The sequence below is a fragment of the Kosakonia sacchari SP1 genome (assembly GCF_000300455.3).
Taxonomy (GTDB): Bacteria; Pseudomonadota; Gammaproteobacteria; order Enterobacterales; family Enterobacteriaceae; genus Kosakonia; species Kosakonia sacchari.
The window spans coordinates 3,138,385-3,163,968 of record NZ_CP007215.2; the positions used below are offsets into that span (position 1 = coordinate 3,138,385).

Sequence of the window (25,584 nt, forward strand, 5' to 3'; positions counted from 1 at the left end):
ATTCTACCCGTTATCACTGGGGACGCCAAACCACTGATGATACCAACGCGGTAAAAGTTGATCTCGTAAGCTATGGATTTCCCAGCCCTGTGGCGAAAACGATACCGTTAACTGCCCTTGATGCGGCGTGTCGTACCAGCGATATCCCTGCTCACGGTAGCGATCAATCACCTTTTTCGAGGGGAACCGCCACGCGTTGTAACGCGACGCCGAGGCCAACGCAGCCTCGCCGCCAATTCGCTGCACAAAGGGCAGCGATGATGAACTATTGCTTCCATGGTGAGGCACCTGCACTAGTGTAGACTGCAAATGCGTCCAATAGTGGCTCAGCATCGCCATCTCCCCCGACGCTTCAATATCCCCTGTGAGCAAGAAGCTGTGTTGACCGTCATCGACTCTGACTACACAAGAACGGTTGTTACCTTTGGCCTCGACATCGCTTAGCGGCCAATGAACGGTAAATGTTAGCCCCTGCCATTGCCACTGCTGACCGCGAAAGCATGGTTGGTGAGCAGCCCACCCCAGCGGGCTACGAATCCATAATTGCGGCCAGGCATTCATCAGTGAGTCCAGTCCACCACGATGATCCAAATGTTCATGACTCAGAATAATGCCTTCAGGCTGTAAAGCATGCCAACGCAGCCATGGAATAATTAGCTGCCGCCCACTATCGCCGCCGGGCCACGCAACACCTGTATCATAAAGAATTGCTTTACCATTACGTTCAATTACCATTGCCAGGCCCTGCCCCACGTCCAGCATATGCACCGCCCACTCCCCTTGCCGTTCTGTGCGCCAGAACGGCAGAGTAAGCAATGTCAGGCATGCCAGACAAAGCGCCGGGATGCTCCGCCATAAATGCAAACGCCAGAAAATTAGCTCCAGCCACGGCAACCAGGACAGCCATTGCCAGCGCATATCCACATTAAGCCATCCGGCAGGTAGCCAATGCAGAAAAGCAAACAGGAAATCCAGTGTCTTATCTGCAAGGTACCAGCAAGCCAATTCCCCCGTTGCAGGGCCAACCAGGTGCAGCAACATTCCCAGTAAAATGAGCGGTACGGTAATAAAAGTCACCAACGGGATGGCCAGCAAATTTGCCGCTAACGAGCTCAGGCTTATACCGTGGAAAATTGACAACTGCACAGGGAGCAGTAATAAGGTCATCCCCACTTGTAAATGAAGCAAATTAATACTGCTCTGGACCAGCCAGGTATGTTGTTTTGTAGAGGCCGGTAGCCATTGATACCAAAACAGCAGCGCGGCTACTGCGAAAGCAGACAACCACAGACTGGTTGATAGCACGGCAAGGGGATCGGTGAATAAGATAGCGGCAATACAACAAAGCCATACCTGCCAGGGTGACCACAATCGCCCGGATAGCCGTAACGCGGCCCAGACGCTAAGAGAAATAGCGGTACGCAATGCAGGCGGTTGTAGCCCGGTCAGCCAGGCGTAACTTACTGCAAACCCTACGCCAATAAGCAAGGGTAAACGCCAGCTAATCCAGCCGCCGGGAAAGAAACATTGCACACCACGAACAATCAGCCATCCCAACATTGCCGCCAGAGCAATATGTAACCCTGATATCGCCATCAAATGCGCCGTACCGGTCTGCCGCATGATCTCTTTAACACTGGCATCCAGCGTTGTGCGCTCGCCCATCCCTAACGCCAGTATCACCTGCTGCCAGGGGTATTTAGTCAGTGTTTCGGTTAATGATTGCAGGTAGCGCGCGCGCCATGTGCACTGGGGTTCGGTCAGGCGGGCATCAATAAAACGGCCACTCAGCGGCAGGTGGGAAGCCATTGCATAACGCTGCGTATCGAAACCACCATCATTCAATTGCCCGTGGACGGCACGTGCTCTAATCGTCATTGTCCATCGCTGCCCGGTACAAACTGGCTCAGGCAAATACTGGCCATAGAGGCTTATTCCTGGTGATGGCAACAAGCGCTTACCATCCAGACGAGTGATTTTTCCCCAATGCCGTGTCATATGATCCGTATCGGTAATTACCACTTCAGCCTGGTGAGTCGCACCAGCTATGTGCCCGGCAGGCCAGACAGCCTGCATTGCTGCCAGCACTCCCCATGCGAATGCAAGTAATGTGACTGCGCTGTATCGAAATAGACGAGGTCGAAAACACGCGAATAGACATCCTATGGCAATGAGAAACCACACACATCGTGTGGATGGTAGTGAAGGCATCCACTGTAATGGCAAAATCCCAATTATGAGGCATATCGCTAATGCCGGTAATGTCATGCATACCTCCTTGTTGCGTGGAGAGTATGCCCGCTGTCGCCAGTGTTTTCCGTTTGTAATAACCGTTTTGCGGTGCAGGCTGGGTGCTTTCGACGCACTTGCAGGACATCTGCAAAATTGTGCGAAGCAGCTTCAGAAATGAAGAGGTCAGAGAAACAAAAAAAGCACCTACAGGTGCTTTTTTCGTCAAAGTTAATTTCAGCGTGTAGCTAAAAATTACTCATAAATATTGGCGCGGTCGCGTAATTCTTTACCCGGTTTAAAGTGCGGAACGTATTTTCCTTCCAGATCCACTTTATCGCCTGTTTTCGGGTTACGCCCGGTGCGAGGTGCACGATAGTGCAGGGAAAAACTGCCGAAACCGCGGATCTCAATGCGCTCGCCCTGGGCAAGAGTAGAGGCCATATGCTCCAGCATCTCTTTTACAGCATCTTCCACAGCTTTAGCCGGAATATGCGACTGCTGGCTTGCAAGTCTTTCAATCAATTCTGACTTGGTCATGATTCCTCCGGTTTCCTTCAACGCAAAATTAGCTTTACTAGCTTTAACAAGGGCGGCCGTAGCCGCCCTTTGTCATTGATTACAGGACGAATCCTGTGATCTGTCAAGTAACTCATCATCGTTCACGCTGCAGTCGTGTGACTTACGTCCTGGTACAGCGTAAATAATTCAGAGCGCTTGATATTACTCGCCTTTCGCTGCTTTGAAAGCTTCAGCCATAGCGTTAGAGAAGTTGCCTTCTTCCTGTTTGTTGTTAACAGAAGCGATTGCATCTTTCTCGTCAGCTTCGTCTTTCGCACGAACAGACAGGCTAACTACGCGGTTTTTACGATCAACACCGGTGAATTTAGCTTCAACATCGTCGCCAACATTCAGAACCAGAGTTGCGTCTTCAACGCGGTCACGGGAAGCTTCAGAAGCGCGCAGGTAACCTTCAACGCCGTCAGCCAGTTCTACGGTCGCGCCTTTAGCGTCAACTGCCGTAACTTTACCGTTTACGATTGCGCCTTTCTTGTTCAGTGCAACGTAGTTGTTGAACGGATCTTCTGCGAGCTGTTTAACGCCCAGAGAGATACGCTCACGCTCTGCGTCAACCTGCAGAACAACGGCAGCAATTTCATCGCCTTTTTTGTATTCACGAACTGCTTCTTCGCCTGCAACGTTCCAGGAGATGTCAGACAGGTGAACCAGGCCATCGATACCGCCGTCCAGGCCGATGAAGATACCAAAGTCAGTGATAGACTTGATCTTACCTTCAACGCGGTCGCCCTTGTTGTGGGTTTCTGCGAACTGCTGCCACGGGTTGGATTTGCACTGTTTCAGGCCCAGGGAGATACGACGACGTTCTTCGTCGATATCCAGAACCATAACTTCCACTACATCGCCAACGTTAACAACTTTGGACGGGTGGATGTTTTTGTTGGTCCAATCCATTTCGGAAACGTGAACCAGGCCTTCAACGCCTTCTTCGATTTCAACGAAGCAGCCGTAGTCGGTCAGGTTGGTCACGCGGCCAGTCAGCTTGGTGCCTTCCGGGTAACGCTTAGCGATAGCTACCCACGGATCTTCGCCCAGCTGTTTCAGGCCCAGGGAAACACGAGTACGTTCGCGGTCGAATTTCAGCACTTTAACAGTGATTTCGTCGCCAACGTTTACGATTTCGCTCGGATGCTTAACGCGTTTCCATGCCATATCGGTGATGTGCAGCAGGCCGTCAACGCCACCCAGATCAACGAATGCACCGTAGTCAGTGAGGTTCTTAACGATACCTTTAACTTCCATGCCTTCCTGCAGGTTTTCCAGCAGTTGATCGCGCTCTGCGCTGTTTTCGGATTCGATAACCGCACGACGTGAAACAACAACGTTGTTACGTTTCTGGTCCAGCTTGATTACTTTGAATTCAAGCTCTTTGCCTTCCAGGTGCAGAGTGTCACGGACCGGACGAACGTCTACCAGGGAACCCGGCAGGAACGCGCGAATACCGTTCAGCTCAACAGTGAAGCCGCCCTTGACTTTGCCGTTGATAACACCGGTAACAGTTTCAGCGTCTTCGTAAGCTTTTTCCAACGTGATCCAAGCTTCGTGACGTTTCGCTTTTTCACGGGACAGCAGGGTTTCACCGAAGCCGTCTTCTACTGCATCCAGAGCAACGTCAACTTCGTCACCAACCTGGATTTCCAGCTCGCCCTGGGCGTTTTTGAACTGCTCTGCCGGAATGGCGGACTCAGATTTCAGACCGGCGTCAACCAGAACTACGTCTTTGTCGATAGCAACAACAACACCACGAACGATAGAACCCGGGCGGGTTTCGATTTCTTTCAGGGACTCTTCAAAGAGTTGAGCAAAAGATTCAGTCATATTGATAATCTTCAGGATTCTTCAATTTAACGTCCACCTGGCTTCATGCCGGATGGGGTTGTTTCACATGCCTGCTCACACTCCATTGCAGCAGGTACTACGAATTCGGTCGCTTACGCGAGAGCCAATTTTTGGCGAGCATATTGTAGCGCTTTCTCAATCACTTGCTCAATACTTAAACTGGTTGAATCCAGTACTAAAGCATCGGCAGCGGGAACCAGCGGTGCAACAGGGCGGTTTCGATCGCGATCGTCACGTTCCTTTATCTCGGCCAAAAGGCGTTCAAAGTTAACACTAAAGCCCTTCTCCTGCAACTGTAGCATGCGCCGATGCGCACGCTCTTCAGAAGAAGCGTCAAGAAAAATTTTTACCGGCGCGTCCGGAAAAACCACAGTCCCCATATCACGCCCGTCGGCGATAAGGCCTGGTGCGTCACGGAATGCGCGCTGGCGACGTAATAACGCTTCACGCACTCGCGGGAACGCTGCAATCTGCGAGGCTGCATTCGCCACGTCCTGAGTACGGATTTCGCTGCTGACATCTTCGCCTTCCAGAATGACTTCCAGATGGCCATTTGTTGAGACAAAACGCACATCCAGGTGCGCTGCCAGCGGAACCAAAACATCTTCGGAAGAAACATCGACATGGTGATGCAGCGCGGCAAGCGCCAGAACACGATAAATTGCGCCTGAGTCCAACAGATGCCATTGCAACGCTTCCGCCATTGCCTTGCAAAGCGTGCCTTTACCCGCGCCGCTTGGCCCATCAATGGTGATTACCGGGGCAATTGCTGTCATCTTTCTCTCCTTAATCAAGGCATATCGTTACATAACCGCGCGCATTATACGCGCCAATGCCCACAACCGTTACTGTTGCGTGCGAATAACCGAAGAGGATGCAACTGAGTGTAGAATAATTGCGCGGGAAGCGGGCTGATTTACACCAGCCCGCAAAAGGGAGAAATTATGCCAGCGTACTAATATGGGCTAATTGCTCAAAATAGTCCGGGAAAGTCTTCGCTGTACATTTCGGATCAAGAATAGTGACCGGCGTATCAGACAGCGCCACCAGCGAGAAGCACATCGCCATACGATGATCGTTATACGTTCCGATTTCCGCAAGCTGCAGCCTGGCAGGCGGTGTTACGCGAATATAGTCTTCGCCCTCTTCCACTTCGGCCCCAACTTTACGCAGCTCCGTCGCCATCGCGAACAAGCGATCGGTCTCTTTTACGCGCCAGTTATAGATGTTGCGCAGAGTGGTCGAGCCTTTGGCAAACAGCGCTGCCGTCGCAATGGTCATTGCCGCATCGGGAATATGGTTCATGTCCATGTCGATTGCGTTCAACTCACCACGCGTGCAGGCAATATAATCATCACCCCAGACAACGGTTGCGCCCATTTTTTCAAGCACATCGGCAAAACGAATATCGCCCTGCACGCTGTTACGGCCTATACCGGTTACTTTCACCGTACCGCCTTTGATTGCGCCGGCCGCGAGGAAATAAGAAGCAGAAGACGCATCGCCTTCGACCAGATAATGGCCCGGTGACTGATATTGCTGCGCACCGCGCACAACAAAGCGTTGATATTGCTGGTTTTCAACCTCAACACCGAAGGTCTTCATCAGATGCAGCGTGATATCAATATACGGTTTGGATACCAGGTCACCTTTGATGGTGATAACCGTGTCGTTGGGCGCCAGCGGGGCTGTCATCAGCAATGCGGTTAAGAACTGGCTGGAAACGCTGCCATCGACACTCACTTCACCACCAGTAAAGCCACCGCGCAAATGCAGTGGCGGATAATTTTCCTGCTCAAGATAATCAACCTTTGCCCCGCCCTGACGAAGCGCATCAACCAGATGGCCAATCGGACGCTCTTTCATGCGCGGCTCACCAGTCAGCACAATATTGTTCTCGCCAAGGCACAGCGCAGCGGCCAACGGACGCATGGCGGTTCCAGCGTTACCCAGAAACAGTTCCAGTTTTTTTGTTGAGTGCAGCGGGCCGCCAACACCCGTCACTTCACAACGGGTGCGATCGGCAGACAACGTGTAATGAACCCCCAGCGCGCTGAGGGCATTGAGCATGTGGCGCACATCATCACTGTCCAGCAGGTTAGTCAGAACAGTCGTGCCACGCGCGAATGCGGCCAGCAACAAGGCGCGGTTGGAGACACTCTTTGAACCAGGCAGATTGATGGTGCCATCTACTCGCGCGATGGGTTGTAACGTCAGGGATTCCATGAAACTTCACTCTCAACAAACAGAATAAAACCCCCGCAGTCAGACTACGGGGGTACGTCAAAACAGGGTGATTAACCGTGGCGGCGTTCGAAATCGACCATAAAGTCAGTGAGCGCCTGTACGCCAGCCAGCGGCATCGCATTATAGATAGAGGCGCGCATCCCACCGACAACACGGTGGCCTTTCAGCGCGTGCAGACCCGCAGCGAACGACTCCTCAAGGAAGACTTTATCGAGCGCGCTGTCTGCTAACTGGAACGGTACGTTCATTCGCGAACGGTTCGCTTTCGCCACGTCGTTGCGGTAGAAATCGCTGTTGTCGATCACACCGTATAACAGGTCGGCTTTTTGCTGGTTGATTTTGTCCATTGCCGCCACGCCGCCTTGTTTTTTCAGCCACTTAAACACTAGCCCGGAGAGATACCAGGCAAAGGTCGGCGGCGTGTTAAACATCGAGTCGTTTTCGTTCAGCACGGTGTAATCAAGGATCGACGGGCAAGTCTGATGCGCTTTACCCAGCAGATCTTCGCGCACAATCACCAGCGTCAAACCCGCTGGCCCGATATTTTTCTGCGCGCCTGCGTAGATCACACCAAAGCGGCTTACGTCAATCTGGCGAGAGAGAATAGTTGAGGAAAAATCAGCGGCAACGACTACATCACCGAAGTCCGGTGTTTCATCGATCGCAATACCGTCGATCGTTTCGTTCGGACAGTAGTGCAGATAGGCCGCATTATCGCTCAGTTGCCAGTCGCGCATCGGTTTCACCGCACGCAGACCATCAACAGTGATTTTGGCGTCAATAACGTTCGGTGAGCAGTATTTTTTCGCTTCTTTTACCGCACTCGCCGCCCAGTAGCCCGCATCAACGTAATCAGCGGTGGTTTTATCGCCCAGCAAGTTCAGCGGAACGCCCGCAAACTGGCCGCGACCGCCGCCGTGACAGAACAGAACCTTATAGTTAGAGGGAATATTCAGCAGGTCGCGAAAATCCTTTTCTGCTTCTTCCGCCACGTGGATAAACTCTTTACCACGATGGCTAATTTCCATCACCGACGTTCCAAGACCTTGCCAGTCGCACAGCTCTTGTTGCGCTTGTTTGAGCACATCTGCCGGTAATACTGCCGGGCCAGAACTAAAATTAAAGACCTGAGTCATTTCCCCTCACCACGCTATAAAGCAATAAGTTATTCCTGTGACATCGGTTTTATCATTCAGCGCTACGCGCCGCAACGGGTAATGGACGCCAGTGGCAAGATGTGCGCTAACTCACATAGCAGAAAGTGTTGTTTGCTCAACGCAGACCCGATAAAAACGCTGTTATGTCACGCGAACAGCCCGGCTTGCCTTCGACCATTCCGGATTTGCACAACGCGGGCAAGATTGCTTTTCCCCTTTTTGCATGGCGACGATTTTACTGCAGCGGACACAAACATAGTCCCCCGCCTCGGGAACCGTCGTGAAACGCTCATTGCATCCTTCAGGCAAAATACACAACCCGGGTTTCACCTCATCGTCCGGGAAGTAGTAAACACTGATTTGACCGTTGGTTTCCATTATTGCCAGACGAATCTGTCCGAGTTGTTCCACGCCATTCAAACGTAGCTCCATAAAGAACTCGAACTCGGTCATGTTCTCCGCATGCAGTTTGTCCCATGCCAATTCGCCGTTTTCGACAATGACAACCGGTTTGCCTTCCAGCAAATCTTCCAGTTTTTCGCTGTGCGACATCAACCACATCACAAACCGATAGAGCAACGCTAAAGTGATAAAAACCACCAGCACCGGCAGCATTGGCACATCATCGTAAAAAGCGACATCCCCGGCGGCCGACCCCAATGTCAGGATTATCAGCACTTCAAACAGGGACATCTGGCGTACGCCGCGTCGCCCGGTGATTTTGAGAAATAAAAAGACCAAAACAAAGGTGTAAAGACTACGCAGTGCGACTTCCCCGAGAAAATCAAGAGGGACCTTGTCGAGCGCCATACGATGCAGATCAAACGCTTTCATTTTTTATGCCTGAACAGTTCGTTACTTTTCTTAATCATAGCCAGAAGTTTTATTTTCGTCGGTCAGACGTGGAAGATAGCGTCAGTCACGCAAAACCCGTATCATTGCGCGCTTTACGTACGAAAAAAGTGACCGCCATGACTCAAACATTTATTCCCGGCAAAGACGCCGCGCTGGAAGATTCCATCGCCCGCTTCCAGCAAAAGCTCACCGATCTCGGCTTTAACATCGAAGAGGCCTCATGGCTGAACCCGGTGCCAAACGTCTGGTCTGTACATATTCGCGATAAAGAGTGCGCGCTGTGCTTCACCAACGGCAAAGGCGCGACCAAAAAAGCTGCGCTGGCCTCTGCACTGGGCGAGTATTTCGAGCGTCTGTCCACCAACTACTTCTTCGCTGATTTCTGGCTGGGTGATGAAATCGCACAAGGTCCATTCGTTCATTACCCGAATGAGAAATGGTTCCCGCTGCCGGAAGATGACTCCCTGCCGGAAGGCATTCTGGATGCGCGTCTGCGCGCCTACTACGACCCGCAGAACGAACTGGCTGCCGGGATGCTCGTTGATCTGCAATCCGGCAACGATGAGCGCGGTATCTGCGCCCTGCCGTTTACCCGCCAGTCTGATGAGCAGACGGTTTATATCCCGATGAATATCGTCGGCAACTTATACGTTTCTAACGGTATGTCCGCCGGGAACACGCGCAATGAAGCCCGCGTGCAGGGGCTGTCCGAAGTGTTCGAACGCCATATTAAAAATCGCATTATTGCCGAGAGCATCAGCCTGCCAGAAATTCCGCAGGATGTACTGGCGCGCTATCCAGGCGTTGTCGAAGCGATTGCTAAACTGGAAGCGGAAGGTTTCCCGATCTTCGCTTACGACGGTTCGCTGGGCGGTAAATATCCGGTTATCTGCGTTGTCCTGTTCAACCCGGCTAACGGCACCTGTTTTGCCTCTTTTGGTGCACATCCTGATTTCGGCGTGGCGCTTGAGCGTACCGTTACCGAGCTGCTGCAAGGCCGCGGGTTGAAAGATCTGGATGTGTTCACACCGCCAACCTTTGATGATGAAGAAGTGGCCGAGCATGCCAACCTCGAAACGCACTTTATCGACTCCAGCGGTTTGATCTCATGGGACCTGTTCAAGCAAGATGCCGATTATCCGTTTGTTGACTGGAGCTTCGCTGGCACGACGGAAGAAGAGTTTGCCACACTTATGGCTATCTTTAAGGCGGAAGATAAAGAAGTCTACATTGTCGATTATGAACATCTGGGCGTTTACGCCTGCCGTATCCTGGTGCCTGGCATGTCCGATATTTATCCGGCGGAAGATCTGTGGCTGGCGAACAACACCATGGGCAGCCATTTGCGCGAAACCATCCTCTCTTTACCTGGCAGTGAATGGGAAAAAGAGGAGTACCTCAACCTGATTTCACAGCTTGATGACGAAGGTCATGATGACTTCACCCGCGTTCGTGAACTGTTGGGTCTGGCGACCGGCAAAGACAATGGCTGGTACACGCTGCGCATTGGTGAACTAAAAGCGATGCTGGCGCTGGCAGGCGGCGATTTGGATCAGGCATTGGCCTGGACTGAATGGACGATGGAATTCAACGCCTCGATCTTTAGCGCCGAAAGGGCCAACTACTACCGCTGCCTGCAGACATTATTGTTACTGGCGCAGGAAGAGGATCGCGAGCCGCTGCAATACCTGAATGCATTCGTACGTATGTATGGTGCGCAAGCGGTTGAAGCCGCCAGCGCCGCGTTAAGCGGTGAAGCACCGTTCTACGATCTCCAGCCTGCAGACGGTTCGCTGAAAGCCTTCTCCGCACACCAGTCTTTGTTAGCGGCTTACGAAAAATTACAACGAGCTAAACGTACGTTCTGGTCGAAATAACGACAAGTAGTACGACAATATGTAGGCTTAATGAACGGTCTACGCTATATTACGGGGCAATTTCATTGCCCCTTTTTATTTATTATTTGGCGATGACAACCATATGTAATATTAAAGTTAAATATGGGTAAATATAATTATCCATTAAAACTAATATTGTTACTTATTATGGTGATTACTCCATTTTAATTAACTGTTGTTTGGGAGACCGCATAAAAAAATTCAACTCATTTTGTAATTCTTAAACTTTATTTTTATTATGATAATCAACAAGTTACTCCGCGATCGTAGAAAAACCATACGCTTTGCGGTCCTATAAGCCAGGCGAGATATGATCCATATCAAATTCTCTTCTATAATGCTTTGTTAGTATCTCGTCGCCGACTTAATAAAGAGAGAGTTAGTGTGAAAGCTGACAACCCTTTTGATCTTATTCTTCCAGCCGAGATGGCCAAAGTTGCCGAAGAAGCTGGTGTCTATAAAGCGACTAAACATCCGCTTAAGACTTTCTATCTTGCGATTACCGCAGGCGTGTTTATCTCCATTGCTTTCGTTTTCTACATCACCGCCACCACAGGTACCGGCGCAATGCCGTACGGTATTGCTAAACTTATCGGTGGTGTCTGCTTCTCCCTGGGGTTGATCCTTTGCATCATTTGCGGTGCCGATCTCTTTACTTCAACCGTACTGATTGTCGTGGCGAAAGCCAGTGGGCGTATTACCTGGGGGCAGTTGGCCCGCAACTGGATTAACGTCTATATCGGCAACCTGGTGGGTGCGCTGCTGTTTGTGTTGTTAATGTGGTTATCTGGCGAGTATATGGTCGCCAACGGCGGTTGGGGTTTAAATGTACTGCAAACCGCTGACCATAAGGTACATCACACGTTTGTCGAAGCAGTGGCGCTGGGTATTCTGGCTAACCTGATGGTGTGTATGGCCGTGTGGATGAGTTATTCCGGCCGCAGCCTGATGGATAAGGCCATGATTATGGTTCTGCCGGTGGCGATGTTTGTTGCCAGCGGTTTTGAACACAGTATTGCGAATATGTTTATGATCCCGATGGGTATTGTAATTCGCAACTTTGCAAGCCCGGAGTTCTGGACCGCCGTTGGCTCCAGCCCGGAAAGTTTCTCTCACCTGACCATTATGAATTTCATCACTGATAACCTGATCCCTGTAACAATCGGGAATATCATCGGTGGAGGATTATTAGTCGGGTTGACATACTGGGTCATTTACCTGCGTGGCAACGATCATCATTAATGGTTGTTTCAGGCAGTAAATAAAAAATCCACTTAAGAAGGTAGGTGTTACATGTCCGAGCTTAATGAAAAATTAGCCACAGCCTGGGAAGGTTTTGCGAAAGGCGACTGGCAGAAAGAAGTCAACGTACGTGACTTTATCCAGAAAAACTACACCCCGTACGAAGGCGATGAGTCCTTCCTGGCTGGCGCTACTGACGCGACCACCAAACTGTGGGACAAAGTCATGGAAGGCGTTAAACTGGAAAACCGCACCCATGCGCCAGTTGATTTTGACACCTCCATTGCATCAACCATCACTTCTCACGACGCTGGTTACATCAACAAATCGTTAGAGAAAATTGTTGGCCTGCAAACTGAAGCTCCGCTGAAACGCGCAATCATCCCGTTCGGCGGCATCAAAATGGTTGAAAGCTCCTGCAAAGCGTACAACCGCGAGCTGGATCCTGCTCTTAAAAAAATCTTCACCGAATACCGTAAAACCCATAACCAGGGTGTATTCGATGTTTACACCAAAGATATTCTGAACTGCCGTAAATCCGGTGTTCTGACTGGTCTGCCGGATGCTTACGGTCGTGGCCGTATCATCGGTGACTACCGTCGCGTTGCACTGTACGGTATCGACTACCTGATGAAAGACAAATACGCTCAGTTCCTGTCTCTGCAGTCTGACATGGAAAACGGCGTAAACCTGGAAGCGACTATCCGTCTGCGTGAAGAAATTGCTGAACAGCATCGCGCACTGGGTCAGATCAAAGAGATGGCAGCAAAATACGGTTGCGATATCTCTGGTCCGGCTACCAACGCTCAGGAAGCAATCCAGTGGACCTATTTCGGTTACCTGGCCGCTGTTAAGTCTCAGAACGGCGCTGCAATGTCCTTTGGTCGCGTATCCACCTTCCTGGACGTGTACATCGAACGTGACCTGAAAGCAGGTAAAATCACTGAGCAAGACGCTCAGGAAATGATTGACCACCTGGTCATGAAACTGCGTATGGTCCGCTTCCTGCGTACCCCTGAATATGATGAACTGTTCTCTGGCGACCCGATTTGGGCAACTGAATCTATCGGTGGTATGGGCGTTGATGGTCGTACGCTGGTTTCCAAAAACAGCTTCCGTTTCCTGAACACCCTGTACACCATGGGTCCGTCTCCGGAACCGAACATCACTGTTCTGTGGTCTGAAAAACTGCCGCTGAACTTCAAAAAATTTGCTGCGAAAGTCTCCATCGATACCTCTTCTCTGCAGTACGAGAACGATGATCTGATGCGTCCTGACTTCAACAACGACGACTACGCTATCGCTTGCTGCGTAAGCCCGATGGTTGTGGGTAAACAAATGCAGTTCTTCGGTGCTCGCGCTAACCTGGCGAAAACCATGCTGTATGCAATCAACGGCGGCGTTGATGAAAAACTGAAAATGCAGGTAGGTCCGAAATCTGAACCTATCAAAGGCGACGTTCTGAAGTTCGACGAAGTGATGGATCGTATGGATCACTTCATGGATTGGCTGGCTAAACAGTACGTCACCGCGCTGAACGTCATCCACTACATGCACGACAAATACAGCTACGAAGCTTCACTGATGGCGCTGCACGATCGTGACGTTATCCGTACCATGGCTTGCGGTATCGCTGGCTTGTCCGTAGCGGCTGACTCCCTGTCTGCTATCAAATACGCGAAAGTGAAACCGATTCGTGACGAAGACGGTCTGGCTATCGACTTCGAAATCGAAGGCGAATATCCGCAGTTTGGTAACAACGACGCTCGCGTTGATGATATGGCGGTTGACCTGGTTGAACGTTTCATGAAGAAAATTCAGAAACTGACCACTTACCGCAACGCTATCCCGACTCAGTCTGTTCTGACCATCACTTCTAACGTTGTGTACGGTAAGAAAACAGGTAACACCCCGGATGGCCGTCGCGCTGGTGCTCCGTTCGGACCGGGTGCTAACCCGATGCACGGTCGTGACCAGAAAGGTGCTGTTGCCTCTCTGACTTCCGTTGCTAAACTGCCGTTCGCTTACGCTAAAGATGGTATCTCTTACACCTTCTCTATCGTGCCGAATGCGCTGGGTAAAGACGACGAAGTACGTAAAACCAACCTGGCGGGTCTGATGGATGGTTACTTCCATCATGAAGCGTCCATCGAAGGTGGTCAGCACCTGAACGTGAACGTGATGAACCGCGAAATGCTGCTCGACGCGATGGAAAACCCGGAAAAATATCCGCAGCTGACCATCCGTGTTTCTGGTTATGCCGTACGCTTTAACTCCCTGACTAAAGAACAGCAGCAGGACGTTATCACTCGTACATTCACTCAGACCATGTAATGGTATTGACTGAAACTACGCAGTAAAAAGCGTATAATAAAGGCTCCACGACTGTGGGGCCTTTTTAACACCTGAAGTGTGCTTCGTCAGCCATCTATACTTGCTGGATGTCTGCCAAAACAGACTTAGCGCAGAAGGAATTAAACTGCGCAGACACAGGCCCCGGATGGGCCACATCTGGAGAAAACACCGCAATGTCAGTTATTGGTCGCATCCACTCCTTTGAATCCTGCGGCACGGTCGACGGCCCGGGTATCCGCTTTATCACCTTCTTCCAGGGCTGCCTGATGCGCTGCCTGTATTGTCACAACCGCGATACATGGGATACACACGGTGGCAAAGAAATCACCGTTGAAGAACTGATGAAAGACGTCGTTACCTATCGGCACTTTATGAACGCCTCCGGCGGTGGCGTCACGGCATCCGGTGGGGAAGCAATCTTGCAGGCGGAATTCGTTCGCGACTGGTTTCGCGCCTGTAAAAAAGAGAGCATCCACACCTGCCTCGATACCAACGGCTTTGTACGCCGTTACGATCCAGTGATCGATGAATTGTTGGAAGTTACCGATTTGGTGATGCTCGACCTCAAGCAAATGAACGATGAGATCCACCAGAATCTGGTCGGCGTATCTAATCACCGGACCCTCGAATTCGCACAATATTTATCAAAGAAAAATATCAACGTATGGATCCGTTACGTCGTTGTGCCAGGCTGGTCTGATGATGACGATTCCGCACATCGCCTTGGTGAATTCACCCGCGATATGGGTAACGTTGAGAAAATCGAACTCCTTCCCTATCACGAGCTGGGTAAACATAAATGGGTGGCGATGGGTGAAGAGTATAAGCTGGACGGTATTCACCCGCCGAAGAAAGAGACCATGGAGCGCGTAAAAGGCATCCTGGAGCAGTACGGTCACAAAGTGATGTACTGAGCCATCTCTGAGACAAAAAAGCCACATCGTTGAGTTGTGGCTTTTTTATTTATGAAACAGCACATATCAGGCATGCGCCACCGGCGTTGGATGATGCCCGGGTTTACGCATCAGCATCACCAGATAGATAAACGACACACCCGCGATCATGATAAATAGCAAGCTATCTGAGTAGCTTTGCATCAACATTGCGGTCAGCGTCGGACCAAGCAGGCTGCCAATGGTGTAACTCAATAGCAGTGCCTGGTTCATTGCCACCAGTTGGTGATGTTCCACTTTCTCACAGGCCCATGCCATCGCTACCGGATAAAGGGTAAAGCCTGCGGTCCCGAGCACAAAAAGCGCAGGAGCCATAGCGGCATTACTCAACATCGCAAAACAACCCACGATCACGACAAACACCTGCACACGCAGCACCAGCAGGCGACCAAAACGATCTGCCAGCCGACCAATCGGCCACTGCCCTACAATACCGGCACTGACCATGAGCGCCATCCAGAAACCAATCCCCGAATCGCTAATCCCCTGGTGCGAAAGATAGAGCGGCATCAAGCCGTACAGCGAACCAAGGATGATCCCGGAGATAATACAGCCATTCACACCCAGGCGAGCATGGCGCAGACGCAACATCGGCCATACCGAGGTCGGAGCCTGTTCTTCGTTCTGTTGGTTGACAATGCGGGTAAACAGCAGCGGCAGGATCGCCGCCAACACCAGCGCAGTCGTCCACGGCAGTACGCTCATCAGATCTGTCGGCAACTTACTGACCATCACCTGGCCAAGCACTGTGCCGACGTAGTAAACCATCATATAAGCTGCTAACAGGCGCCCACGATTGCGCGATGTACCGCTGCACATCAGGGCGCTTTCCACGACCACCCAAATCATCGCGCAGCCCACACCAGCGACAAAGCGCCAAACCATCCAGCTCCAGAAGCCAATCATTAGCCCCAGGCCAACACAGCCTGCGGCAAAGATCAGTGAAGCAAGATAATAACTGCGGTTAAAACCCAGACGGCGAATTAAACGCCCGGTCAGTAACGTACCCAGCAAGTTGCCAGTGAAATAAGAAGAACCCACCATCCCAACCTGCCAGGTCGGTAAGTTTTCGTGGGCGAGCCAGAGCGGCACGAGCGTATTTAGCGTCGCGATCGCCAGCGTCAACAGCATTAAGCCACAGAGCAATAGCAGCACTGGCCGGGTATAGATGGACATGGATAAAAACCGTGAGGAAATTCAGTTTGCGTGCGCATCATGCCACCGGAAAGAACATTGTCAATCCACGGATTTTGGACGCTGACACGTTTTGCACCACGACGATTCGTAAAACTTATCCAGCGTTGGGCCTAACAATGGACGACATGATTCACACTATTGAAAATAAAAGAATACTTTTGCTAACAGGCAGAATTATCGGTCGAAAAAATTCATGATGAATGCCGGCATAAAAAGGCTGAAACAGATACCGTAAAAATTATTACCCTCCACAGCAGGCTGCATTGTTTTCATCCGTGAAGAGCGTACCAAAAAAATGAGAATAAGCTTCAGCCAGTTCTGTCAACGTTAAACCTGAACCTACTGCTGAACCACTCGCAGGAGGGGTTTTAAATAGACAAAAAAGCGCCCGCAGGCGCTTTCAGAATTAACATTCACTACATGCAGATGATTAGCCGATGAACTCAAGGCCGTTCATGTACGGACGCAGTACTTCCGGCACTTCAATTCGACCATCAGCCTGCTGATAGTTTTCCATTACCGCCACCAGCGTACGGCCAACGGCCAGACCGGAACCATTCAATGTATGTACCAAGCGAGTTTTCTTGTCGGACTTGCTACGGCAGCGCGCCTGCATACGACGAGCCTGGAAATCCCAGACGTTAGAGCAGGAAGAGATTTCACGGTAAGTGTCCTGCGCCGGTACCCACACTTCCAGATCGTAGGTTTTGCAAGCGCCGAAGCCCATATCGCCCGAGCACAGCAGCACTTTACGATAGGGAAGCCCCAGCAGCTGCAACACTTTCTCCGCGTGACCCGTCATCTCTTCCAGCGCCGCCATGGAATCTTCCGGGCGAACGATCTGCACCATTTCAACTTTATCGAACTGGTGCATACGGATCAGACCGCGCGTATCACGCCCATAAGATCCCGCTTCTGAGCGGAAACATGGCGTGTGCGCAGTCATTTTGATCGGCAGATCATCTTCATCAATGATCTCATCACGCACCAGGTTTGTCAGCGGAACTTCCGCTGTCGGGATCAACGCGTAATTGCTACTGTCTGCTTCTTCTTCCAGCGGACGAGTGTGGAACAAATCACCCGCGAATTTCGGTAACTGCCCGGTGCCGTACAGCGTATCCTGGTTGACCAGATACGGAACATAGTTCTCTGCGTAGCCATGCTGTTCGGTGTGCAAATCCAGCATGAACTGCGCCAGCGCACGATGCATGCGCGCAATCTGCCCTTTCATCACTACAAAGCGAGAGCCGGTAAGTTTCACCGCGGCGGCGAAATCCAGCCCGCTGTGCATTTCACCCAGCGTCACGTGATCGCGAATGTCGAAATCAAATTTGCGCGGCGTACCCCAACGGCTGACCTCAACGTTGTCATTTTCGTCACGGCCGACTGGAACACAATCGTCTGGCAGGTTAGGGATTGTCAGCGCGATGTCGCGGATCTCCGCCAACAGGGTTTCCAGCTCCGCTTTAGCCGCGTCCAGCTCTTCACCCAGTTTGTTCACTTCCAGGCGTAAAGGCTCGATATCTTCCCCGCGTGCTTTCGCCTGGCCAATGGATTTCGATCGCGAGTTGCGTTCCGCCTGCAAGTTTTCCGTATTAACTTGCAAGACTTTACGACGCTCTTCAAGCGCGCGTAATTTATCTACATCCAGCTTAAAGCCCCGGCGTGCCAGTTTTTCAGCGACTGCGTCTGGCTCGGTACGCAGCAGATTGGGATCGAGCATGCTTTTCCTGTGCTTATCGAATTGAAATAAAAGAATACGACCGCAGCCTGCGGTCGATGGTGTAAGCCGTAACCTTACCGCAACGCCCGCACTAGCGATAGCGTTTTATAGGGCTTTTATGATCCTGTTCGGTAAGCCAGGCGAGCTTTTCACCAATCTTACCTTCAAGGCCTCTTGTCGAGGGGTGATAATAGCGTGTCTGTGCCAGTTCTTGTGGGAAATATTCTTCCCCGGCGGCATAGGCATTGGGCTCGTCATGCGCGTAGCGATACTCCTGCCCGTAGCCCATCTCTTTCATCAGTTTGGTTGGCGCATTACGCAGATGAACCGGCACGTCGTAATCGGGGCGATCGCGCGCATCTGCCAGTGCCGCTTTGAAGGCGGTATAAACCGCATTACTTTTCGGCGCACAAGCAAGGTAGACAATCGCCTGCGCGATGGCACGTTCGCCTTCGGCAGGACCAACGCGTGTAAAACAGTCCCATGCGGCAATAGCAACCTGCATCGCACGCGGATCGGCGTTGCCAACATCTTCAGAGGCAATCGCCAGACAGCGCCGCGCGACATATAAAGGATCGCCACCGGCAGTAATAATTCGTGCATACCAATAAAGCGCAGCATCCGGCGCACTGCCGCGGACCGATTTATGCAATGCGGAAATCAAATCGTAAAAACGATCGCCTTTGTTGTCGAAGCGGGCGCTGCGTTCACCAGCAATTTCCGTGAGCAGTTCTGGCTTTAATACACGCTTGCCGGAATTGTCGAGTTCCGCCATATCCGCCATCATCTCAAGCGTATTAAGTGCCCGGCGCGCATCACCGCCAACCAATTCGGCAATCGCTCGCCGGGTTTCATCCGGTAGAACAATATCCTGCCCGCCGTAACCACGCGCTTTGTCTTCCATCGCCTGCGTTAAAACCTGCTCGATATCCTCGGTGGTCAGCGATTTAAGCAAATAAACGCGCGCACGAGACAGCAATGCAGAATTGAGTTCAAAAGAGGGGTTTTCCGTTGTCGCGCCAATAAAAGTAATGGTGCCATCTTCAATATGCGGCAGAAAAGCGTCCTGCTGGCTTTTATTAAAGCGATGAACTTCATCGACAAACAGAATGGTACGGCGCCCGGCATTGCGGTTTTGACGCGCACGCTCAATGGCTTCGCGGATCTCTTTCACCCCGGAGGTCACTGCCGAAATACGCTCCACATCTGCACTGGCATAACGTGCAATCACTTCGGCGAGCGTGGTTTTCCCCGTTCCCGGCGGTCCCCATAGAATCATTGAGTGCAAGTGTCCGGCTTCAATCGCACGCGGGAGCGGCTTACCCGGCGCAAACAGATGTTGCTGACCAATGTACTGCGCTAAATTTTCTGGCCGCATACGTGCGGCCAGAGGTTGAAACGCATTATCGGAAAAGTCGAGCGACATGTTACTCATGCACGCCTCTTACTTGCGCTGATCGTCAACCGTTACGCCCTTCGGCGGGGTAAAGGTAAATTTAGACGCATCAACGGTGCCGTTTTGCTGTGATTTCAGCTTATAGCTGCTGCGCTGATCGTCCTGCTCAATGGCGCTAAATTGATGGATAGTGCCATCACGCCCCACGTTGATAGTGAACTGTTTCAGGTTGCCGTTATTGCCTTTCGGCGTCAGCACAAAATCGTCACCCTTCTGCTCAATATTGTACTGCTGCCAGTCGCTTGCCTGATTACGGGCAATCAGCATAAATGGCGTGTTACCCGTGGCGTCCTTCAGCCAGGTCGCTGTTGCCTGCTCAACAAATGGGTTATAGAACCACAGCGTTTTACCATCTGACACCAGAACACTTTCATCCGGCTGGGTCATGTGCCAGTTAAACAGGTTCGGGCGTTTCACCCACAGATCACCCTGACCTTCTTGCACCGCAGCACCGCTGCCGTCGGTCACTTTTTGAGTGAAGGTAGCATGAAAGCTGCTGACTTTATCGAGACGGCTTTTCAGGTCGCTGGAAGCATCAGCCCAGACATTGCTGGCGGCAAAGCTGACAAATAAAGCGCAGGCGATGGCAATTTTTTTCATCTTGATTCCTTAAATTTTCCCATTCTGCCAGTCAACTGACTAAGCAAAAAACTTCCCCTACTATAACAATTCAGCAGCGTAGTTTCCTGGTAAAAAAACTGAAATCGATCAGCCAAGCCTTGCACTTAAGCAAAAGCCTGTATCTCTAAAGACGCTCATCTTCTTGAAAATAAGTTCATAATTTCTATCGCCTTTAAAAAATCCTATAGTATATTCGTAATCATCTGAACATAATACAATCCAACAATTACGTCATAACGTATCAGTAATTTAACTTAAGCTCATCTTTAATAGTTTTATCAACAGTAGAGTTAACAGGGAATATTTATGAATATTAGGCTATTAATATTGACACTGCCATTATTTCTAGCAGGTTGTAAGGCACTCACTACGGATGGATATTTAACTAACTGGGTATTTTTAGACGACAGGACAAATTCCAATAGGGCACCATTCCTGTTTTGCGCTAACGAGTATTTTAAGTCCCCTCAATTTATTAATTACTATAATCGAACTCATACAACATCTGAGCGTGATGTTGTGGCCATTACCAACGTCAGAAGCATAAATGGGCCGCACTTTGACCATGTTGTTGAATATCCTATGAAATGTTGGGCTACAAGGATTTATGGAAATCACGAGCAAGAAACAGCTGTGATGGAAGTCACTGTGGAAAAATACAGCGATAGAGCATCTACAACGTTGGATGCTTTTTTAATAAACCCCGAGGATCAGTTACTTATTGATTGGAAGAGTTATGAATGGTTACCAAGAAGAATTGAGGTATTGAAAGCGGCTATTGCAAATGGAAATAACCAACCAGTTACATATAAGTGCTATCATGGCAACCATGATAGTTCCGGAAAGTATTTCGAAACAGTGACCTATACAAGCTCCGCTTCTGAATGTGGCCTTAACACTACTGCTATCACCCAAGAAAGTGATAGCTTATCTACTTTGAAAGATGAATTGAATGAGTTAGAAAAAATTAATAAATATCGTTAATCATCTCCATAATCTGCCTCCATTGTCGATAATTCCCGCAAATGGAGGCAGAATGGCGCTGTTAAAATATTAGTCAAACGGCGGCGGAGCCAGCACTTCACGGTTTCCGTTATGCCCCTGTTCGCTGACGATCCCCTGAGCTTCCATCTGCTCGATGATACGCGCTGCACGGTTATAGCCGATACGGAACTGGCGCTGTACGCCGGAGATAGAAGCTTTGCGTTTTTCGGTCACGAAATTAACAGCCTGATCGAATAACGGATCAAGCTCTTCTCCCCCCTCAAAACCGCCACCGGCACCACCTTCGCTTTCGCTATCCGAGGTAATGCCATCGACATACTGCGGACGCCCGCGCGCCTTCCAGTCCTGCACAACAGCATGCACTTCCTGGTCACGAACGAATGCACCATGTACACGTACCGGTGCAGAAGTCGAGTTCGGGCCGGAATAGAGCATATCCCCCATCCCCAGCAGCGATTCAGCACCGCCCTGATCAAGAATGGTACGCGAGTCAATTTTGCTCGAAACGGTAAACGCGATACGTGTCGGGATGTTGGCTTTAATCAGGCCTGTAATGACATCCACTGACGGACGCTGGGTCGCCAGCACCAGGTGAATACCCGCAGCGCGCGCTTTTTGCGCCAGGCGCGCGATCAGCTCTTCCACTTTCTTACCGACGGTCATCATCAAATCGGCGAATTCATCCACCAGCACCACGATATACGGCAGTTTTTCCAGCACTGGATGTTCAACATCCATGCTGTCACCCGGCTTCCAGTAAGGATCCGGGATCGGGCGGCCCATTCGCGCTGCTTCAGCGATCTTCTCGTTGTAGCCCGCCAGGTTACGTACGCCGAGCGCCGACATCAGCTTGTAGCGACGCTCCATTTCATTGACGCTCCAGCGCAAGGCGTTGGCAGCGTCTTTCATGTCGGTGACGACTTCGGTAAGCAGATGCGGGATCCCTTCATACACTGACAACTCAAGCATTTTCGGGTCGATCATAATAAAGCGCACCTCTTCCGGCGTCGCTTTATACAACATGCTGAGGATCATGGCATTCACGCCTACCGATTTACCGGAACCGGTCGTACCCGCAACCAAGAGGTGCGGCATCTTCGCCAGGTCGGCTATTACCGGGTCGCCTGCAATATCTTTACCCAGCACGACAGTCAGCGGCGACGGGTTTTCGCGGAATTTCACGCAGTCCAACACTTCACGCAAGTAAACGGTTTGTCGTTTCTTGTTCGGCAGTTCCAAACCAACGTACGGTTTACCCGGAATAACTTCCACCACACGCACAGCAACGGTCGACAACGAACGCGCCAGATCGCGGGAAAGGTTCGAAATACGCGCAGCTTTCACACCAGGGGCGAGATTTAACTCAAAACGGGTGATAACCGGACCTGGAGAATAATTGACCACATCAGCTTTGATGCGGAAATCCGCCAGCCGTGCTTCCACCAGGCGCGCCATCTGTTCCAGCGCAAACGTATCTACCGGTTCAACTTCCGCTGGCGGCTGCGTCAACAAATCCAGCGACGGCAGCGGTGTCGTCGGTTTTTGCATCGGGCGGCTGTCGCCATTACGCATTAGCAACGGGTGAATCAGACTCTCTTGCGGTTGCGGTTGCGGTTGCGGTTGCGGTTGCGGTTGCGGTTGCGGTTGCGGTTGCGGTTGCGGTTGCGGTTGCGGTTGTGCAGCAGGTTGCTGATATTGCTGCGGCTGTGCAGCAGGTTGATGAACCGGCTGCTGATACTGCTGCGGCTGTGCGACAGGTTGCTGCGCCGGTTGCTGATACTGCTGCGGCTGTGCGACAGGTTGCTGCGCCGGTTGCTGATACTGCTGCGGCTGTGCGACAGGTTGCTGCGCCGGTTGCTGATACTGCTGCGGCTGTGCGACAGGTTGCTGCGCCGGCTGCTGATACTGCTGCGGCTGTGCAATAGGTTGGTGAGCTGGCTGCTGATAATACTGCGGCGGTTGTTGGTGATGCTGCGCTGCAGACGGTTCCTGCTCCGGCATTACACCAGGTGTGAACAGCGGCTCACCTGGGCCGTCATCTACCAGCGTCTTCATTGGTGAGAACGCAAAGTCCTCCGGCATAAATGCCTGCGCCCCGGCAGGCTGTTCACCTGCATACCGCTGCTGCTGCGACGCCACAAACTGACGTGCAAGCTCCGCCTCTTCTGCGTCTTCTTCACTCGGTACAGCATGCTGCGACTGGAATTGCGGCGTCTCATGCTGGTATCCATCACCATAGCGATCATGCTGCGTGGCGGCAAACTGGCGTGCCAGTTCATCCTGCTGCTGCATATCAGCGGCGTCTTCTGAGAATTGATCATTAGGATGGCGCGTTTCATCTTCTTCGCGCGCGCGCTCTTCGGCCATCCGCTGAGACGGCAGCTTGATACCATAAGAAGCCAGTTCACGGCGCGTCGGTACACGCACCCGGTTCGGACGTGGCAGTTGCGGGCCAATCCCCTCTTTCACCTGCGGACGTGGTGTACCACCGGCTGCAAGGCTGAACACCGGACCTGCAGCAGTTGTTGCTGCGGCGACACTACTGGCGGTCTGCTGTACTCCGGCTGTAACTGGCGCAACGGTTGCTTCAACCGGCGGTATCGATGGCATAGTCGGCACAGTCGGCTTCGAGACCGGTTCACTATTTTCAGGCTCAGGAATCGGCTGATACCATGCCGCCAGTTGCTCACGCTCGCGTGCACGTTTCTCCTCTACTTCTTCGAAGTAATAGAGCGGTGGACGAGTCTGTTTGACTTCTTCAACGACAGGTTCAGGCTCAACTACGCGTTCTGGCGCAGGGGAGATCTGCGGCTGTGGCTCAGCCTGCCATGGCAACGGATCGTGTACTGGATGCGTATAAATATCTTCTTCTTGCGGCTGTGCCGTCACCGGAGCTTCTGGCACCCAGCTATCCTGCGCGACAGGTTGCTGCCACTGTGGTTCAGTGAATTGTGCAGCCGGATATTCAGCTCCATGTGAAACCGATTGGTTTGATACAGGCTGGTAAGATGCGAGAGAGTTCTGCTCGTCTGGCGTTGGCTGATACGCAGCGGTCTGTTGAACCGGTGGCTGCGCATAGAGCCATTCAATTTCCTGCGGCGCCTGCGCAACCGGATCAACCGGCGCGGCATAAGCCTGCGCAGCGACAGTCGTCGCGGCCGCAGCGGCGGCAACAGGTGCCGTTATACTGCGACCATTTAGCAGCGGATCGTATTCCTGTTCAGATTCAGTTGCGCGATGCCCGGAGAACAGCACATCGTCAGCATCCGCAGGGATGCCGCGAGCGCTATAAGCAATATCGTCTTCATCGTCATCCATTCGCTTACCGGAGAACAACGCCTCATCCGTTTTGCGCCCCATCGGATTCGCAAACTTTTCGGCAATGCGTTTTCGCCGCGCGAGCGCGCCACGCAAAATACGCGTACGGCGAGATTCGCGCGGAAGGTCCGTATCACCTTTATCTTCATCATCCTCTTCATACTCTTCGTCATCGACCCAGGTGTCATCACGACGGGTGCGATTACTGGCAAAAGTGAGAATGTTGAGGATCACACTGCCGATTTTCTCGGCAATGGTCACCCATGACCACCCGGTGAATAACGTCAAACCGGCGGCCCAGATACAGAGCAGCGCCAGTGTACCGCCACTGCTACGCAACAAGGGTTGTAACGTGGTACTGAGCAAGCTGCCAATGACGCCGCCTGAGGCAAAATACCAAATATCATCCGCATTAATCGCCGCCAAACCACAAGAAGTGAGGATCAGCGCCAGCGCGCCAATCATGCGCAGCGATACAGCAAAATAGTCGATATAGTCTTCACTGGCCCGATGGCGATAGGCAAACCAGCATCCGCCGATAATGATCACCGGAATGGTGTAAGCCATGATGCCAAAAATGAAAAACAGCGTATCGGCAAGCCATGCGCCAGGCACGCCGCCAAGATTATGGATAGGCTCATGCCAGGCCGTTTGCGACCAACTCGGATCGGACGGGTTAAAGCTGAGAAGCGCTGCCATTAACCAGACGGCAGAAAGTGAAACGAGGATCAGCAACGCCTCCAGGAGTCGACGTCCGCTGCTTAACTTGGTCAGTGTGACTTCTTTGTCTTCGGTGTATTCCTGGCTCAAGACAGGCTCTCCAGGTCCTTGATGCTAAAACGGACAACAGCGCCGGGTCTCCCCGGCACTGTTGCTGTATGGATTAACAGGAGTGTAATCAAAAAACAGC

At 51.6% G+C, this 25,584-nt stretch carries 17 protein-coding genes; 5 read left to right on the forward strand and 12 right to left on the reverse strand.

Annotation, left to right across the window (positions count from 1 at the left end; all coding sequences use genetic code 11):
* Positions 1 to 3 precede the first annotated feature (3 nt).
* The 7 genes from C813_RS37810 to C813_RS37840 all read right to left on the reverse strand — a co-directional run bounded on the left by C813_RS37810 (position 4) and on the right by C813_RS37840 (position 8,885).
* Positions 4 to 2,268 (reverse strand): ComEC family protein, encoded by a 2,265-nt coding sequence (locus C813_RS37810; RefSeq protein ID WP_017456189.1) that lies wholly within the window; start codon positions 2,266 to 2,268, stop codon positions 4 to 6.
* Positions 2,269 to 2,484: 216 nt separating this feature from the next.
* Positions 2,485 to 2,769 (reverse strand): integration host factor subunit beta, encoded by a 285-nt coding sequence (gene ihfB, locus C813_RS37815; protein ID WP_007374142.1) that lies wholly within the window; start codon positions 2,767 to 2,769, stop codon positions 2,485 to 2,487.
* A 183-nt stretch (positions 2,770 to 2,952) separates the two neighbouring features.
* Positions 2,953 to 4,626 (reverse strand): 30S ribosomal protein S1, encoded by a 1,674-nt coding sequence (gene rpsA, locus C813_RS37820; RefSeq protein WP_017456188.1) that lies wholly within the window; start codon positions 4,624 to 4,626, stop codon positions 2,953 to 2,955.
* 113 nt (positions 4,627 to 4,739) lie between these two features.
* Complete coding sequence (cmk, locus tag C813_RS37825; protein ID WP_017456187.1) at positions 4,740 to 5,423, reverse strand: (d)CMP kinase; 684 nt, start codon at positions 5,421 to 5,423, stop codon at positions 4,740 to 4,742.
* Positions 5,424 to 5,589: 166 nt separating this feature from the next.
* Entirely contained in the window at positions 5,590 to 6,873 is a 1,284-nt protein-coding gene (aroA, locus tag C813_RS37830) for a 3-phosphoshikimate 1-carboxyvinyltransferase (protein ID WP_017456186.1), read from the reverse strand.
* A 71-nt stretch (positions 6,874 to 6,944) separates the two neighbouring features.
* A complete protein-coding gene (gene serC, locus C813_RS37835; RefSeq protein WP_017456185.1) occupies positions 6,945 to 8,030 on the reverse strand; it encodes a 3-phosphoserine/phosphohydroxythreonine transaminase in 1,086 nt (361 codons plus the stop codon).
* Positions 8,031 to 8,192: 162 nt separating this feature from the next.
* Positions 8,193 to 8,885 carry a DUF421 domain-containing protein gene (locus C813_RS37840; protein ID WP_017456184.1) on the reverse strand — a complete coding sequence of 231 codons (693 nt, stop codon included), beginning with the start codon at positions 8,883 to 8,885 and terminating at the stop codon, positions 8,193 to 8,195.
* Positions 8,886 to 9,022: 137 nt separating this feature from the next.
* On the opposite strand from C813_RS37840, the gene ycaO reads away from it, so the two are divergent.
* The 4 genes from ycaO to pflA all read left to right on the forward strand — a co-directional run bounded on the left by ycaO (position 9,023) and on the right by pflA (position 15,315).
* A complete protein-coding gene (gene ycaO / locus C813_RS37845) occupies positions 9,023 to 10,783 on the forward strand; it encodes a 30S ribosomal protein S12 methylthiotransferase accessory factor YcaO (RefSeq protein ID WP_040016547.1) in 1,761 nt (586 codons plus the stop codon).
* Between the two features lie 405 nt (positions 10,784 to 11,188).
* On the forward strand, positions 11,189 to 12,046 hold the full coding sequence (gene focA / locus C813_RS37850) for a formate transporter FocA (protein ID WP_017456182.1): 858 nt from the start codon (positions 11,189 to 11,191) through the stop codon (positions 12,044 to 12,046).
* A 51-nt stretch (positions 12,047 to 12,097) separates the two neighbouring features.
* Entirely contained in the window at positions 12,098 to 14,380 is a 2,283-nt protein-coding gene (gene pflB, locus C813_RS37855; protein WP_017456181.1) for a formate C-acetyltransferase, read from the forward strand.
* A gap of 194 nt (positions 14,381 to 14,574) precedes the next feature.
* Positions 14,575 to 15,315 (forward strand): pyruvate formate lyase 1-activating protein, encoded by a 741-nt coding sequence (gene pflA, locus C813_RS37860; protein WP_017456180.1) that lies wholly within the window; start codon positions 14,575 to 14,577, stop codon positions 15,313 to 15,315.
* 66 nt (positions 15,316 to 15,381) lie between these two features.
* On the opposite strand, the gene C813_RS37865 is transcribed toward pflA, so the two are convergent.
* The 4 genes from C813_RS37865 to lolA all read right to left on the reverse strand — a co-directional run bounded on the left by C813_RS37865 (position 15,382) and on the right by lolA (position 20,330).
* The gene (locus C813_RS37865) at positions 15,382 to 16,530 is read right to left on the reverse strand and encodes an MFS transporter (RefSeq protein ID WP_017456179.1); all 1,149 of its coding nucleotides are present in this window, start codon (positions 16,528 to 16,530) and stop codon (positions 15,382 to 15,384) included.
* Between the two features lie 451 nt (positions 16,531 to 16,981).
* Positions 16,982 to 18,274, reverse strand: coding sequence for a serine--tRNA ligase (gene serS / locus C813_RS37870; protein WP_017456177.1), 1,293 nt, complete (start codon positions 18,272 to 18,274; stop codon positions 16,982 to 16,984).
* Between the two features lie 91 nt (positions 18,275 to 18,365).
* The gene (gene rarA / locus C813_RS37875; protein WP_017456176.1) at positions 18,366 to 19,709 is read right to left on the reverse strand and encodes a replication-associated recombination protein RarA; all 1,344 of its coding nucleotides are present in this window, start codon (positions 19,707 to 19,709) and stop codon (positions 18,366 to 18,368) included.
* A 9-nt stretch (positions 19,710 to 19,718) separates the two neighbouring features.
* Positions 19,719 to 20,330: an outer membrane lipoprotein chaperone LolA gene (gene lolA / locus C813_RS37880; protein ID WP_017456175.1), complete on the reverse strand. Its 612-nt coding sequence runs from the start codon at positions 20,328 to 20,330 to the stop codon at positions 19,719 to 19,721.
* Between the two features lie 327 nt (positions 20,331 to 20,657).
* On the opposite strand from lolA, the gene C813_RS37885 reads away from it, so the two are divergent.
* A complete protein-coding gene (locus C813_RS37885; RefSeq protein ID WP_017456174.1) occupies positions 20,658 to 21,335 on the forward strand; it encodes a hypothetical protein in 678 nt (225 codons plus the stop codon).
* A gap of 69 nt (positions 21,336 to 21,404) precedes the next feature.
* Here the strand turns inward: C813_RS37885 and C813_RS37890 are convergent, their stop codons facing one another.
* Positions 21,405 to 25,484 carry a DNA translocase FtsK 4TM domain-containing protein gene (locus tag C813_RS37890; protein ID WP_025263671.1) on the reverse strand — a complete coding sequence of 1,360 codons (4,080 nt, stop codon included), beginning with the start codon at positions 25,482 to 25,484 and terminating at the stop codon, positions 21,405 to 21,407.
* Positions 25,485 to 25,584 lie beyond the last annotated feature (100 nt).